17 protein-coding genes are annotated in these 14,985 nt (G+C 32.6%); 14 read left to right on the top strand and 3 right to left on the bottom strand.

Features of this window, described 5'->3' with window-relative positions:
• Positions 1-163: 163 nt before the first annotated feature.
• The 7 genes from GXM17_RS08100 to GXM17_RS08070 all read left to right on the top strand — a co-directional run bounded on the left by GXM17_RS08100 (position 164) and on the right by GXM17_RS08070 (position 5,313).
• Complete coding sequence (locus GXM17_RS08100; RefSeq protein WP_163398793.1) at positions 164-571, top strand: DUF3244 domain-containing protein; 408 nt, start codon at positions 164-166, stop codon at positions 569-571.
• Between the two features lie 604 nt (positions 572-1,175).
• Positions 1,176-1,580, top strand: coding sequence for a T9SS type A sorting domain-containing protein (locus GXM17_RS08095; RefSeq protein ID WP_163398792.1), 405 nt, complete (start codon positions 1,176-1,178; stop codon positions 1,578-1,580).
• Positions 1,581-1,927: 347 nt separating this feature from the next.
• Positions 1,928-2,332, top strand: a complete 405-nt coding sequence (locus tag GXM17_RS08090) for a secretion protein (RefSeq protein ID WP_163398791.1) — start codon at positions 1,928-1,930, stop codon at positions 2,330-2,332.
• Between the two features lie 353 nt (positions 2,333-2,685).
• A complete protein-coding gene (locus GXM17_RS08085) occupies positions 2,686-3,093 on the top strand; it encodes a T9SS type A sorting domain-containing protein (RefSeq protein WP_163398790.1) in 408 nt (135 codons plus the stop codon).
• A gap of 315 nt (positions 3,094-3,408) precedes the next feature.
• On the top strand, positions 3,409-3,816 hold the full coding sequence (locus GXM17_RS08080; protein ID WP_163398789.1) for a T9SS type A sorting domain-containing protein: 408 nt from the start codon (positions 3,409-3,411) through the stop codon (positions 3,814-3,816).
• Between the two features lie 315 nt (positions 3,817-4,131).
• On the top strand, positions 4,132-4,536 hold the full coding sequence (locus tag GXM17_RS08075) for a T9SS type A sorting domain-containing protein (protein WP_163398788.1): 405 nt from the start codon (positions 4,132-4,134) through the stop codon (positions 4,534-4,536).
• A gap of 390 nt (positions 4,537-4,926) precedes the next feature.
• Positions 4,927-5,313, top strand: coding sequence for a secretion protein (locus GXM17_RS08070; RefSeq protein ID WP_163398787.1), 387 nt, complete (start codon positions 4,927-4,929; stop codon positions 5,311-5,313).
• Between the two features lie 58 nt (positions 5,314-5,371).
• On the opposite strand, the gene GXM17_RS08065 is transcribed toward GXM17_RS08070, so the two are convergent.
• The gene (locus GXM17_RS08065) at positions 5,372-5,818 is read right to left on the bottom strand and encodes a hypothetical protein (RefSeq protein WP_163398786.1); all 447 of its coding nucleotides are present in this window, start codon (positions 5,816-5,818) and stop codon (positions 5,372-5,374) included.
• 416 nt (positions 5,819-6,234) lie between these two features.
• Between GXM17_RS08065 and GXM17_RS08060 the strand changes: the two genes are divergently transcribed.
• The 5 genes from GXM17_RS08060 to GXM17_RS08040 all read left to right on the top strand — a co-directional run bounded on the left by GXM17_RS08060 (position 6,235) and on the right by GXM17_RS08040 (position 8,363).
• The gene (locus tag GXM17_RS08060) at positions 6,235-6,486 is read left to right on the top strand and encodes a hypothetical protein (protein ID WP_244307356.1); all 252 of its coding nucleotides are present in this window, start codon (positions 6,235-6,237) and stop codon (positions 6,484-6,486) included.
• Between the two features lie 413 nt (positions 6,487-6,899).
• A complete protein-coding gene (locus GXM17_RS08055) occupies positions 6,900-7,241 on the top strand; it encodes a hypothetical protein (RefSeq protein ID WP_163398785.1) in 342 nt (113 codons plus the stop codon).
• On the top strand, positions 7,231-7,470 hold the full coding sequence (locus GXM17_RS08050) for a hypothetical protein (protein ID WP_163398693.1): 240 nt from the start codon (positions 7,231-7,233) through the stop codon (positions 7,468-7,470). Before GXM17_RS08055 ends, GXM17_RS08050 begins: the two co-directional genes overlap by 11 nt.
• A gap of 6 nt (positions 7,471-7,476) precedes the next feature.
• Positions 7,477-7,941 carry a helix-turn-helix domain-containing protein gene (locus GXM17_RS08045; RefSeq protein WP_163398784.1) on the top strand — a complete coding sequence of 155 codons (465 nt, stop codon included), beginning with the start codon at positions 7,477-7,479 and terminating at the stop codon, positions 7,939-7,941.
• Between the two features lie 68 nt (positions 7,942-8,009).
• Complete coding sequence (locus tag GXM17_RS08040) at positions 8,010-8,363, top strand: hypothetical protein (protein WP_163398783.1); 354 nt, start codon at positions 8,010-8,012, stop codon at positions 8,361-8,363.
• 48 nt (positions 8,364-8,411) lie between these two features.
• On the opposite strand, the gene GXM17_RS08035 is transcribed toward GXM17_RS08040, so the two are convergent.
• Together GXM17_RS08035 and GXM17_RS08030 are read right to left on the bottom strand one after the other, a co-directional pair.
• Positions 8,412-11,852 carry a methylmalonyl-CoA mutase family protein gene (locus GXM17_RS08035; RefSeq protein WP_163398782.1) on the bottom strand — a complete coding sequence of 1,147 codons (3,441 nt, stop codon included), beginning with the start codon at positions 11,850-11,852 and terminating at the stop codon, positions 8,412-8,414.
• A 206-nt stretch (positions 11,853-12,058) separates the two neighbouring features.
• Positions 12,059-12,628 carry a Crp/Fnr family transcriptional regulator gene (locus tag GXM17_RS08030; protein WP_163398781.1) on the bottom strand — a complete coding sequence of 190 codons (570 nt, stop codon included), beginning with the start codon at positions 12,626-12,628 and terminating at the stop codon, positions 12,059-12,061.
• A 238-nt stretch (positions 12,629-12,866) separates the two neighbouring features.
• Between GXM17_RS08030 and GXM17_RS08025 the strand changes: the two genes are divergently transcribed.
• Positions 12,867-13,976, top strand: coding sequence for a pectate lyase family protein (locus GXM17_RS08025; RefSeq protein ID WP_163398780.1), 1,110 nt, complete (start codon positions 12,867-12,869; stop codon positions 13,974-13,976).
• 263 nt (positions 13,977-14,239) lie between these two features.
• Positions 14,240-14,959 (top strand): DUF4197 domain-containing protein, encoded by a 720-nt coding sequence (locus GXM17_RS08020; RefSeq protein ID WP_163398779.1) that lies wholly within the window; start codon positions 14,240-14,242, stop codon positions 14,957-14,959.
• Positions 14,960-14,985 lie beyond the last annotated feature (26 nt).

The following is a 14,985-nucleotide window of genomic DNA, read 5'->3' as shown; positions in this document are numbered from 1 at the left end:
CAAAATTAACAAAAATACCTAAAATAATTCAAATTTTAACCTACAACGCTTTCGTAAATGAGAATATAGCATTGAAATCAGCAAACTCTGCCATACTAAATTATTATTCACTGAAGTAATTTAGCATCAGACAATTAGAACTATTAATTTAAAAACTAAAGCTATGAAAAAGATTTTAAAATTAAGTTTAGTATGTGCGGTTCTTTTTACAGGAACGAGTATTTACGCAATTGATGGTAATGAAGACTTTAATCTTCATGTACTAAAAGGGAACGGAAAGCTAATCACTTTTGCAATGAACAAAGTAACAAAAGTAAAATTAGCCATCTATGATCAGGATGGGAACCTGATTTATTCTGAAAACGCTTCAGGCAAAGATGGAATTCTAAGAACCTTTAGCCTTGAAGAATTTCCGGAAGGAACCTATTACCTGGAAGCAGAAGACAATATTAAAAGAGTAAAACATGAAATCACTGTTACAGGTAACACAACCATTTTATCTGCAAAAGCAGTTTCATCAGTTTACAAGGGCGGGTTTGCTGCTAAAAATGATAACGTAGCAGTACGTTAGAAAAACTTACGATTTTTATTAATCGTATAAAATGGCAGATAGCTGGAATAATTAAATCATACATTGTTTTTGAGAACAGCTCATAGTGGTTATTGGGCTGTTTTTTTATGTCTAACATTTTGTAAATATTAGAAAGTTAAGATATTTATTATATTTAAAAAAAGAACTTATAAACAGCGAACTTTCTATCAATTTATAAATGAAAAGTGTTGTTTGTCCCAAAACCTGTTTGTTCTCAAATTACCATTATATTCTTCTATTTTAAAGTTTTTATTTAAAAAAACACTGTCATATACGTATATTATTGAATCATCTTAAATTAAAAAGTAGTTAAAAATTATAATTATTGTATTTTATAGATACAAAATTTATGAAATATCAACAAAAAAGATTTATTAGTTTTCAGATTCACAATTACCTTCAAAACATTAAAAAATAATAACCAAATCAACCAAAAGACCAAGAATAATTTAAATTTTAACATATAACGGTTTCGTAAATGAGAATACAGCATATAAATTAGAAAATACAGTTGTGCATTATAGCAACCTGTTGAAGTAATTTAGCACTATAGAATTAGAACAATAATTTAAAAAATATAATCATGAAAAAGTTATTAAAATCAAGTGTAGTAGCAGCAATACTTTTTGCAGGAATCAATACTTACGCAATTGACGGCAGAGATTATGTTCTTCATGTAATTAAAGAAAACGGCAAGGAAGTAACTTTTGGATTAAACAATACAACAAAAGCAAACTTATCAATTTATGATCAGGACGGCAACCTTATCTATTCTGAAAAAGCTTCCGGCAAACACGGAATCTTAAAAACATTCAGTTTCGAAGAATTTCCGGCTGGAACTTATTTCTTAGAAATAGAAGATAGTGTAAAAACAACAAAACATGAAATTACTATAACTAATAATACTACGGCATTATCAGCAAAAGCAGTTTCTTCAGTTTATAAAGCAGGATTCTCTGCAGAAAATACCAGCGTGGCAGTACGCTAAAAAAGTTTATGCTTTTCATAAAGTATAAAATGAGGTTAGATAGTTAGTAAAGTTTAAAACTTAACGGTTTTGAAACAGCTCTTGGTGGTTCTTGAGCTGTTTTTTTTTGTCTTTTATTTATGGACAATTCAAAAATCATTCGTTTTATTACCTGTAAGAGATTTTTAAAGTTTGTTAAATAAATATCAAATTAACATTAGGAGTATTAATAATTCAAATTTTAACCTATAACGGTTTCGTAAATGAGAATACAGCACATATATCAGAAAACACAGTTGTGTACTTTACTGATTTGTTGAAGTAATTTAGCAGTATAAAATCAGAACAATAATTTAAACAATATAGTCATGAAAAATATCTTAAAATTAAGTTTAGTAGTAGCAGTACTTTTTTCAGGAATAAGTAGTTATGCAATTGATGGTAACGATTACATACTTCATGTAATCAAAGAAAACGGTAATGAAGTTACATTTGGTCTGAACAGGGTAACAGAAGCTAAATTAGTAATCTACGATCAGGATGGAACTATACTTTATTCTGAAAATGCTTCAGGAAAAGACGGAATCTTAAAAAGAATGACATTTGAAGGTTTCCCGGAAGGAACTTATATCTTAAAAATAGAAGATAGTGTAAAAACTACGAAACATGAAATTACTGTTTCTTATAACAAAGTAGTTTTATCATCAAAAGCAATTTCATCAGTTTACAAAGAGAAATCTACTGATAAAAATACAAGCGTAGCAGTACGCTAAAAAAGTTTATACTTTTCATAAAGTATAAAAATGAGGTTAGATAGTTAGTAAAGTTTAAAACTTAACGGTTTTTGAAACAGCTCCTGGTGGTTCTTGAGCTGTTTTTTTTATGCCTTTTTTAGTGATGATTTTAAAAAAAGCAGTCCTTCTCTTCATCTGTAATTAAGTTCATAGATTTGTTAAATAATCATCAAATTAACATCAGGAGTATTAATAATATAAATTTTAACCTATAACGGTTTCGTAAATGAGAATACAGCATATATATCAGAAAATACAGTGGTGCATTTTACTGCTTAGTTGAAGTAATTTAGCAGTATAAAATCAGAACAGTAATTTAAAAAAATAAAGCCATGAAAAAGATGTTAAAATTAAGTATAGTAGCAGCAGTACTTTTTTCAGGAATTAGTACTTATGCAATTGACGGAACTGAAGATTCTACTCTTCACGTAATTAAAAGAGAAGGTACTACAGTTACTTTTGGATTAAACAATACTACAAAAGCAAACTTATCAATTTATGACAACGAAGGCAATCTGATCTATTCTGAAAAAGCTTCAGGTAAAAACGGAATCTTAAAAACTTTCAGCTTCGAGGAATTTCCATCAGGAACTTATTTCTTAGAAGTAGAGGACAGCGTAAAAACAACAAAACACGAAATTACCATTAATGGTGATATCACAGTATTATCATCAAAAGCAATTTCATCAGTTTACAAAACAGGATTTTCTGGTAAAAATACAAATGTAGCAGCGAGATAATCAATCCAAACATAATAGTTTTAAAACAGCTCCACCAGGGCTGTTTTTTTATTTCAGGCAAAACCATTAATAACTGTTTTTTAAGGCAGCAAAAATAAACAACATCATAGTTATAAAATTTTGAAGATGAATAAAACATTAAAAAATTGTAACCAAATTAACATTATCGATAAAAATAATTCATCTTTTAACCTATAACGGTTTCGTAAATGAGAATATAGCATATAAATCAGAAAATAGAGTGGTGCAATTTACCGCTTAGTTGAAGTAATTTAGCAGTATAAAATAAGAACAGTAATTTAAAAAAATATAATCATGAAAAAGATGTTAAGATTAAGTATAGTAGCAGCAGTACTTTTTTCAGGAATTAGTACTTATGCAATTGACGGAACTGAAGATTCTACTCTTCACGTAATTAAAAGAGAAGGTACTACAGTTACTTTTGGATTAAACAATACTACAAAAGCAAACTTATCAATTTATGACAACGAAGGCAATCTGATCTATTCTGAAAAAGCTTCAGGTAAAAACGGAATCTTAAAAACTTTCAGCTTCGAGGAATTTCCATCAGGAACTTATTTCTTAGAAGTAGAGGACAGCGTAAAAACAACAAAACACGAAATTACCATTAATGGTGATATCACAGTATTATCATCAAAAGCAATTTCATCAGTTTACAAAACAGGATTTTCTGGTAAAAATACAAATGTAGCAGCGAGATAATCAATCCAAACATAATAGTTTTAAAACAGCTCCACCAGGGCTGTTTTTTTATTTCAGGCAAAACCATTAATAACTGTTTTTTAAGGCAGCAAAAATAAACAACATCATAGTTATAAAATTTTGAAGATGAATAAAACATTAAAAAATTGTAACCAAATTAACATTATCGATAAAAATAATTCATCTTTTAACCTATAACGGTTTCGTAAATGAGAATATAGCATATAAATCAGAAAATACAGTGGTGCAATTTACCGCATAGTTGAAGTAATTTAGCAGTATAAAATAAGAACAGTAATTTAAAAAAATATAATCATGAAAAAGATGTTAAAATTAAGTTTAGTAGCAGCATTGTTTTTTGCAGGAGTCAGTACTTATGCAATTGACGGTAATAAGGATTTTGCGCTTCATGTAATCAAACGAAATGGTAAAGAAGTGACTTTTGCCATTAACAACACAACGAAAGCCACTTTATCAATCTATGATCAGGAAGGTAATCTGATTTATTCTGAAAAAGCTTCAGGTAAAAGCGGAATCCTTAGAACTTTCAGCTTTGAAGAATTTCCATCAGGAACTTATATCTTAAAGATTGAAGATAGCGTAAAAACAACAAAACATGAAATTACAATAAAAGGTGATATTACAGTTATATCAGCAAAAGCAATTTCATCGGTTTATAAGGCGAACCCAACTGAAAATACAAGCGTAGCAGTACGCTAAAAAGTTTATACTTTTCATAGAGTATAAAATGAGGTTAGATAGTTAGTAAAGTTTAAAACTTAATGGTTTTTAAAACAGCTCATGGTGGTTCTTGAGCTGTTTTTTTTGTTATATATTTCTCACATCTAAAAATAAATATGAAAAATTAAAATAATTTAACAAAATTTTACTTAAAAAACATAACACCCTGAATGTTAAAATATTGAAAATAATTTAAAAAAATAAAACCCTACTCTTAACAAAACCGTATATGCATTAATAAATAGACACAAATACTTTTAATTCAACAACTTACTGTTAATAAAAAAAGCAATAAAAATTTTGAGATAAAGGAACAATTTGTAGTTTTGCCAATACCACGAAATAGAAAATTAAAATTAAAAAAAAGAGATGAAACAAATTCTAAAACTGAGCTTTGTTGTAGCTGTATTTTTAACAACACTAAGTACCTATGCAGGTAATGAAAAAGGAGATTATATCCTGTATATAAAAACCGGAAATGGAAAAGTAGTGAGCTTTACATTAAACGCTGATGAAAAATCAAATTTTTCAATCCTGGATGAAAAACAAAATTTGCTTTACACAGGAGAATTTTCTGCCAATGAATTAGAAGTTTCAAAAACCTTAAGTCTTGAAACGTATCCTGCCGGAACTTATTACCTAAAGGTTTTGGAAAACAATAAAGAGGTAAACCACAAAATTACCGTTTCTACAAAAAAATCAAAAACAATTGCGTTAGATCAGTCAGTAAACGAAAGTCCTGCTTTTCGCCGCTAACCATATTTTGCCCCCAATTTTTTTTGTAAAAAACAGTTTCGCAAGGGACTGTTTTTTTTTATGTGTTTTCTTTACGCAAAAGGGAACCAATTTCTACCAGTTTCCAAAAACTGTCAGCTTCTGACGGAATGGCTATTTTTTGAAATTCTTTATAAAAAGAAGTGTGTGCAAAAGCATACATATAATCCAATAGTTCTGTTGCTGTGAAGTTTTGTTTGAATTCCAAACGTAAATCACTGCTATTGGCAAAGCAGACATTTCCGGATTCCTTTTCATTTGAAAAGATTAAACCCAAACGATCTGCAAATAATTTGATAATTTCACTATTTAGCATAACCGTCTCAGTAGTTGATTGTTTAAAGAGAGTTTCAATAGGAAAATAAGCTATGTTAGTATGCTGTAAAACTTTTAAAACAGCATTTTCTATATCAGTATCATCTGAAAGCTGGGGAATCTCCTCTACTCTCAAATTGTTCATTTTATTTGAATATTCCTGGATAGTCATAACGATCGATGGTTGAATCTATAAAGTTACATCATATAACCCGTTGCGTGAAATTGTTTTTTTTCAGTTCTATCATATCAGCTTAGATTAAATCTCTAAATCTGCTTTAATCTGTTTAAATCTGCGTGAAAAATAAATACGCAAAAGTATTTCACGCAGATTTTAAAGGATTCTGCAGATCAAATTAGATTTTAATTCTTTGAATTAAGCTATTTTATTCTATTTCACCAACGAAGTATCATACTCTTTTTATTGAACATTTTTCTGTATTAAAAATGTCTGAAACTTTAAATAACACACCAGAAATAGTTAAAATTCATAAAAAAAGAACTCAAAAACACCTTATATCGCTGATTTACATACATTTGTCAAAACAAAAACAAAAAATACCTAACGATTCTCTTAAACCGATGCTTATGCAAAAAAGACTTGTTATTTTAGTTTTAGGGACTTTTTTTTCATTTAGCGCTGCTGACCAAAGTGAAAAAGTTTTTATTACAGACAAAGTAAGTGACACTTATGCTTATGTTGATGTAATGAAAACGTATGAAAGAATTGCTGCAAAAGGCTACAAGTCTGTAGATTTATTTCAAAAATTAGGAGATCCGTCTTATTGGCATTTTAAACTGGAAAAGCTGCCGAATGGTACAGTAAACTTTTTTTGCTGACTTTGGATTTAGCACCTGAATATATTTATCGTTATGCCGAATCTCTACGGTTTATTTGTAAAAATGAAAAGGCCGATGCTGTTCTTGAAAAACTGAAACTGGTGAAGAAGAAGGTTTGATTTTTTTTCTTTTTATGGATTTCTAAAATATATAAAAATCTCTCGTTTTTGAGAGGTTTTTTATCATCAACTTTCAAATCAAGCTTTGTAATCACGAGCGTGATGCTTACGTTAGTGGGGAAAAATCTATCTAAAAACATTCTATGGATAGAAAACAGTTTACTTTCTTTTTTAAACTATTTATTAAATGTATAAAATATTAATAACAAATTTATAGAATTTGACGGGTAAAAATTTGCTAATACCATTTTAATAATCAATATTTGTGCAAAATAAACCTATAAGTTGATTTTTATGACTAAATATCGTAAATTTAAACTTGTATGTTTAATACCTGATGTATTATATTCCGTTAAATATGAAGGTGAGAGCAAAAATGAATTTCAAAAACTATTTAATAATTGGGGAGACCCACTCTGGCTTTATAAGTTTTTTTCACAAAATCTAGATGATCTAAATAGAATTGACGATCAAAATAGAAAAATTTGGGGAGGTATTTCTGTTGCTAATGCTGTTCGCAATACAAGAATTCAAGCAAAAGATATGATGAAAACAATTTTAGCTATTGCAAATGGTCAAAATGATGATTTTAAAATTCTCTCAGATTATTTTAAGCCTTTAGTAGATGGAGATTAGAAATCTAGAATGGAATAAAGGAAAAGGCTTATTGCATCATAATTGGCTAAGGATTTACGCAATTCGCTGTTCTAAAAACACTTATGTAATTACGGGTGGAGGTATTAAACTTACAAGCGGAATGTCTCCACCACATTTGAGGGAGCAGAAATTAAGATTAAAACAGGCTGAAGAATATCTTAGGTCTGGGGATGACGACCAAATTGAATTATGTTATCTCGATTTATAACTTATTATGGAAAACAATAAAATACTAAAACAGCTTATTGAAAAATCTACTTCCGAACATTCTTGGAAAGAAGAATTTCAATTAAAATTGGAAAATGAAGAATCCGACGATTTCTTCTTTGAACTTTCTTTGAGAATTATAACAAGACTTGAAGAACTTGGTTGGAAAAAATCAAAATTAGCTGAAGAACTTGGAGTTACAAAACAATACGTTTCAAAGCTATTAAGATCAAAACAAAATTTAGGCCTTGAAACAATATTCAAAATTCAAAAGGTATTAGGGATAAAATTAATTGAAATACCTGATTTACAACCTAAAAAACAAGAAAAAGCACAAGTAACTATTAAATTAGAAAGCAAGAGACAAAAAATTGGTTCTAATAATATTTATGTTGAAAAAATTACTTATCCGAATCAAAAACAATTAAATTCAAAATGGCTACACGAAGTAAACTCGAAGTATCATTGCTAAAGCTCACCACAGAACAGTTTTTTTGTTCAGAAAACCTGTTTTCTGAATTTAAAAAAACCGAAGGGGCAATGAATAATACGATACAGTTAGGTGTTGATGCTTCCAAATCAATATTAGGGTGTCTCTTTAAATTTGAAATAAAAAAAGACAATAATGAACTTTTAGTTATAGAAGCAGGTGCTCATTTCAAAGCTGACGAAGAAGGCTTTAAAAAACTTCTAAATAAAAAGAAAAAAACATTTACCTTACCTTTTGCTACAGCTAGATTAATGCTTGTAGTAGCAATCGGAGTGGCTCGCGGAATTTTACACGCAAAAACAGAAGGAACTGATATTAATGGAATATTTATTCCATTAATTGATCCTGATTCAGTTCTCGAGAAAGACATCATAATTGATCTTTTACTAGAAGAAAATTTATAATCAAAAAACCTCTCATCATCCGAGAGGTTTTTTTGATATAATTAAACTTTACATATTCCTTCTATACTGCCCTCCTACCTCAAACAAAGCCGAAGTAATCTGCCCTAAAGAACAAACCTTTGTAGCTTCCATCAAATGATCGAATAAGTTTTCATTTTTAATTGCGGCTTCTTGTAACTGGCTTAAATGTTCATTTACTTTTGCTTCGTGGAAATTATGCAGGTTCTCCAGCATCTTAATCTGGTATTGTTTTTCTTCTTCGGTGGCGCGGATAACTTCTGCAGGAATTACCGTTGGCGAACCTTTTGAACTCAGGAATGTGTTTACACCCACAATTGGGAAATCGCCATTGTGTTTTAAGGTTTCGTAATACAAACTTTCTTCCTGAATTTTAGAGCGCTGGTACATGGTTTCCATTGCGCCCAGAACTCCGCCTCGCTCTGTGATTCTGTCAAATTCCTGCAAAACGGCATCTTCAACTAAATCGGTTAATTCTTCGATGATGAAGGAACCCTGAATTGGGTTTTCGTTTTTCGCCAGACCTAATTCTTTATTGATAATTAGCTGAATCGCCATGGCTCGACGAACTGATTCTTCTGTTGGTGTTGTAATCGCTTCGTCGTAAGCGTTGGTATGCAATGAATTACAGTTGTCGTAAATCGCATACAAAGCCTGCAACGTCGTTCTGATATCGTTGAAATCAATTTCCTGTGCATGCAGCGAACGCCCGGAAGTCTGAATATGGTATTTCAGCATTTGCGCTCTTTCGTTGGCTCCGTATTTCAGTTTCATGGCTTTTGCCCAGATTTTACGCGCCACACGACCAATTACCGAATATTCCGGATCTATACCGTTGGAGAAGAAGAACGATAAATTGGGTCCAAAATCATTGATGTTCATGCCGCGGCTCAAATAATATTCCACGTAAGTGAAACCATTCGAAAGCGTAAAGGCCAATTGCGTAATTGGGTTTGCTCCCGCTTCTGCAATATGATATCCTGAAATTGAAACCGAATAAAAATTACGAACATTTTTATTGATAAAATATTCCTGAACGTCGCCCATTAATCGCAGTGCAAATTCGGTTGAGAAAATACAGGTATTCTGCGCCTGATCTTCTTTTAGAATATCCGCCTGGACCGTTCCCCGAACCTGAGACAAGGTTCTCCTTTTTATTTCGTTATAAATATCCAAAGGCAAAACCTGATCTCCGGTAGCTCCTAAAAGCATTAAACCCAAACCATTATTTCCTTTGGGTAAATCGCCCTGATAGTGCGGACGCTCTATTCCTTTTTCTTTGTATATTTTGTTAATTTTGGCTTCAACTTCTTTTTCCAGATAATTGTCTTTAATGTATAATTCGCATTGCTGATCGATTGCCGCATTCATAAAGAAACCTAACAGCATTGGCGCAGGTCCGTTAATTGTCATACTTACGGAAGTCAACGCATGCACCAGATCAAAACCTGAATAGAGTTTTTTAGCATCGTCTAAACAACAAATTGAAACTCCTGCATTTCCAATTTTTCCATAAATATCAGGACGTAAATCGGGATCATTTCCGTATAAAGTAACACTATCAAAAGCAGTTGAAAGACGTTTTGCAGGCATTCCGGCACTTACATAATGAAAACGCTTGTTGGTTCTTTCCGGTCCGCCCTCGCCCGCAAACATTCTGGACGGATCTTCGCCTTCACGCTTAAACGGATATAATCCCGAAGCAAAAGGAAATTCGCCGGGAACATTTTCCTGTAAATTCCAGCGCAAAATATCGCCCCAGCCTTCATATTTAGGCAAAGCAATTTTAGGGATCTGCAAATGCGATAAACTTTCAGAATGTGTCGCGATTTTGATTTCTTTATCACGAACTTTAAACGAGTACACCGGATTTTTGTATTTAGCTACTTTATCAGCCCAATTCAGGATAATTTCCCAATTGTACGGATCTAAATCCATTTTTACTTTATCAAACTGATTCAGCAACAGATTTAAAAAGATTCTGTTTTCGTCTGGTCCTTCGACTCCGCTCATGATGACACTATTGTCATCAATTCCTGCTTTTGTAATTTGAGGAATTTTTCCAGAAACAGATTCAATCGTTTTGAAAATTCCGTATAATTTCTGAGCTACTTTTTGCTGCGAAAGTGCTGTTTCATCATAACTTCTGTTATTCTCAGCAATTTCAGACAAATAACGCGTTCTTCCTGGCGGAATTACGAATACCTTTTCACTCATTTCTTTCGTGATTTCAAAAGTCGATTTCAGGTCAGAATCGGTTTTCTCTGCCACTTTATCCATGATTGCTTTATAAAGCGTATTCATTCCCGGATCGTTAAACTGCGAAGCAATCGTTCCGAAAACCGGCATTTCATCCGGATTTTTATCCCAAAGATTATGGTTTCTCTGATATTGTTTTTTTACATCGCGCAGTGCATCAAGCGCACCGCGTTTATCAAATTTATTTAAAGCTACTAAATCGGCAAAATCAAGCATATCGATTTTCTCCAGTTGTGTTGCAGCTCCAAATTCCGGCGTCATTACATATAAAGAAACGTCTGAATGATCCATAATCTCGGTATCCGACTGACCGATTCCTGAAGTTTCCAGAATAATCAAATCGTATTTTGCGGCTTTCAAAACCTGAATCGCTTCGGCTACATATTTAGATAAAGCCAGATTTGACTGACGTGTTGCCAGCGAACGCATATATACACGAGGATTATTGATAGCATTCATTCGGATTCTGTCTCCTAAAAGTGCTCCTCCGGTTTTTCTTTTTGAGGGATCCACAGAAATCAATCCGATTGTTTTTTCCGGGAAATCAATTAGAAAACGGCGAACCAATTCATCAACCAAAGAAGATTTTCCGGCGCCTCCCGTTCCTGTGATTCCCAAAACCGGAATTTTGGAATTGGTGTTTATTTCGTGAATTGTGTCAAAAGCTGATTTTGCAATTTCAGGGAAATTTTCTGCCGCCGAAATCAAGCGTGCAATTGCGGTTGGCACTTTATTTTCGATATGATCGATTTCTCCGTTCAGTTTATCTCCAATTGGAAAATCGGCACGTTCCACCAGATCATTAATCATGCCCTGAAGTCCTAAAGAACGGCCATCATCAGGGGAATATATTCGTGCAATGCCATATTCGTGCAATTCTTCTATTTCACCAGGTAAAATTACACCTCCTCCTCCACCAAAAATTTTAATGTGTCCCGCTCCTTTTTCATGAAGCAGGTCATACATGTATTTAAAGTATTCATTGTGTCCGCCTTGATAAGAAGTCATGGCAATAGCATTGGCGTCTTCCTGGATTGCGGTATTAACCACTTCTTCAACGCTTCGGTCATGTCCTAAATGGATTACTTCAACACCGGTTGACTGAATAATTCGGCGCATAATATTTATTGCGGCATCATGTCCGTCAAAAAGCGAAGCCGCAGTTACAATTCTTACTTTATTTTTAGGAATATATGTTTTTTGAAGTTCCATTTTACGAATATGATAATTTTATAGCGCAATCTACAAAATATTTCAATAATTCAATGAAACAAAAGTTCTACATTAACAAAAATATTTACAACACAGACATACGGACTCTCTTTATCAAAAATATTTTGAGATAAAAATATAAAACTGAATTTATACCAATTAGCTTTATTACTAATCAAAAAAATTACAGTAGTGCAAGTTTGGTATTAAAAACTTCTTTTGATTTTTGATAAAAATTCGTGGGTTACACCTAAATAAGAAGACAAATTTTTATTATTTATTTTTTGCGTCTTTTGAGGATACTTTTTTACAAACTCGATATAGCGCTGTTTTGAGGTTTTGTTCAAAACATCAAGAAGCCTTTCCTGTATCGCAATATTAGCCCTTTCTACCATGAGAATATGGAACTGAATCAATTTTGGAACCTGTTTAAACAACAATGCCTTGTTTGATTTATTGATGACCAGTATCTCACTGTCTTCTATAGCCTTGATATTGTATTTAGTCAATTTATGGTAATAGAAACTCTCCAGATCGCACATCCATTCGTTTTCAAAAGAGAAGAAAATAACGCTTTCAGTTCCGTTTTCATTCAAAATATAGGTTTTACAAGCGCCTTTCATGATGAAACCCTCATAAGCATTATTTGAATCCTGGATCTGCAGGAATTCATTCTTTTTCAATTTAATGAATTCTGTTTTTTCAACTATCAAACTCCATTCCTGATCAGTAAGAGTGATTTTTCTTTCAATATTCTTCCTTAGTTGTTCGTACATCTTTTTAATTATTTCTTAATTAAAATTATAAACTTAATGCATTTGACAGGGTGAATTTAAACAATGTAATCGATTACGTAAAAATATAAAAATTATATTATACTCAGAATAATTATATAAAAAAAATCAAATATTCAAATTAATTACAAAATAATTGAACAAGTTCAATATTTATACAGGATTTAATAAACATCTTTGCATTACTATCAAACATAGTAATAACCAAACAAAAACTATTATGAAATTTAAAACCAAATTTGCTATTTCGCTATTTGCGATTGCATTAAGCTTTGCAGGCTGCAACACAGATGACATAACCGAACAGAGTGCTGATGAAGCTGCTTTAAGCTCCAATCAGGCAGTTTCTGCTTCGACTTCTAAAGTAGGTATTTGCTCTGAAGTTCCCGGATGGGCTTCTCAAAATGGAGGAACAACAGGTGGAGGCACATCTGCAGAGACAGCCGTAACTACTTATGCCCAATTGAAATCTGCAATTGAAAACACTTCCGTGAAAGTGATAAAAGTGTCCGGAACGATTACTGTTTCTGCCCGGTTATCATTTCAAAACCAAACCGGAAAAACCATTTACGGTACCAGCGGTGCAAAACTGGTATCAACAAATCAGACTAAGGATGGCTCCGGTATTATTTACTTTAAAGGATGTAAAAACATCATTATCAGAAACCTGATTTTTGAAGGTCCGGGAGCTTACGATACAGATGGCTGGGACAATGCCACTCTGGACAACTGCCAGAATGTATGGGTAGATCACTGCGAATTCAGAGACGGTGTTGACGGAAACTTTGACATCAAAAACAAATCAGATTATATAAGTGTTACCTATACCAAATTTACATACTTAAAAGCTCCAAAAGCAGGAGGTTCAGGAGGTTCAGATGACCACAGATATTCTAATCTTATTGGTTCAAGCGACAGTGCTACAGGTGATCGCGGAACATTAAGAATTACATTTGCACGCTGCTGGTGGGCAAGCGGATGTAAGGAAAGAATGCCAAGAGTTCGATTTGGAAAGGTACATATCATCAATAGTTATTTCAATAGCTCTGTTAGCAACAAATGTATTGCTGCAGGTTTTGAGGCGAATATAAAAGTTGAAAATAACGTTTTTGAAAATGTAAAAACTCCAATCGAATTAATGACCGGACTTACTGCCGTAACAGTTACATCTGGAAATATTTTCACCAATACCAGTGGCAACAAAGCAGGAAAGAATACGGCTTTTACTCCTCCATACAGTATTGTAACGCTGAATGCCTCTGCAGTTAAATCTGATATTTCTGCCAATGCGGGAGCTACATTTTCCGGTAATATCTGCGGATCATTCTAAAGTTTTAAAAAAAATGTTTTTATAGAAAAGCTGTCCTAATTTGGATGGCTTTTTTTGTTTTACCAATTCAAAATACGTCTTCTGAAAACTAAAATTTCTGAAATAGCCCTGATGGGAACGGTATCCCGCGCTTTTTCTGCGCGGAATTTAGTGGACAGCAGGACAAAAGTTAATTATGAAACAAAATGTTTGTGCTCCTGAAATAAAATTGTGGCTTTGTTTTTGAATAAGTAGTATTTTTGAAACTTAATAAAACCCATTTAATGAAAAAGATTTTACTTCTTGTCGTAGCATTTTCTCTTAATTCCTGCGCGCAGGTACAACAAACTTTAAATCAATTGCCGCAAATAACTTCGCAAATCCCGGGCGTTGGAGGGGCAGATATCGCTGCGGGCTTAAAAGAAGCTTTAAACAAAGGAATTACCCAACAAGTTAGCAAACTTACCGCTGTTGATGGTTTCTATAAAAATGAAGCTGTGAAAATTCTGATGCCTGCTGAATTACAAAAAGTGGATGCAACCTTACGTAAAGTCGGTCTTAGCTCCCTTGCTGATGAAGGCATCAAAATGCTGAACCGTGCAGCTGAAGACGCTGTAAAAGAAGCAACTCCAATCTTTGTATCTGCAGTAAAAAACATGACTTTTACAGATGCTAAAAATATTTTGTTAGGTAACGACAGCGCTGCAACAAGTTACTTACAAGGAAGTACAACAACTGCATTGTACTCCAAATTTAATCCGGTAATTAAGAACTCATTTGAGAAAGTAGGTGCCGACGCTGTATGGACAAAAATCATTACAAAATACAATACTATTCCGCTTGTTAAAAAAATCAATCCCGACCTGACAGATTATACTACCAATCAGGCTTTATCAGGCGTTTTTAAAATGATTGCCGTAGAAGAAAAGGAAATCCGCAATAACATTAGTGAGAGAACTACACCTTTATTAAAAAGTGTTTTTGCTATGCAGGACAACAAATAAGCCATTAACCGATTAACCAAAAAATT

It is taken from the genome of Flavobacterium fluviatile (genome assembly GCF_010645065.1).
GTDB lineage: Bacteria > Bacteroidota > Bacteroidia > Flavobacteriales > Flavobacteriaceae > Flavobacterium > Flavobacterium fluviatile.
Note: the sequence above shows the minus strand (reverse complement) of the source record. Positions and strands in the feature narration are given on the sequence as shown.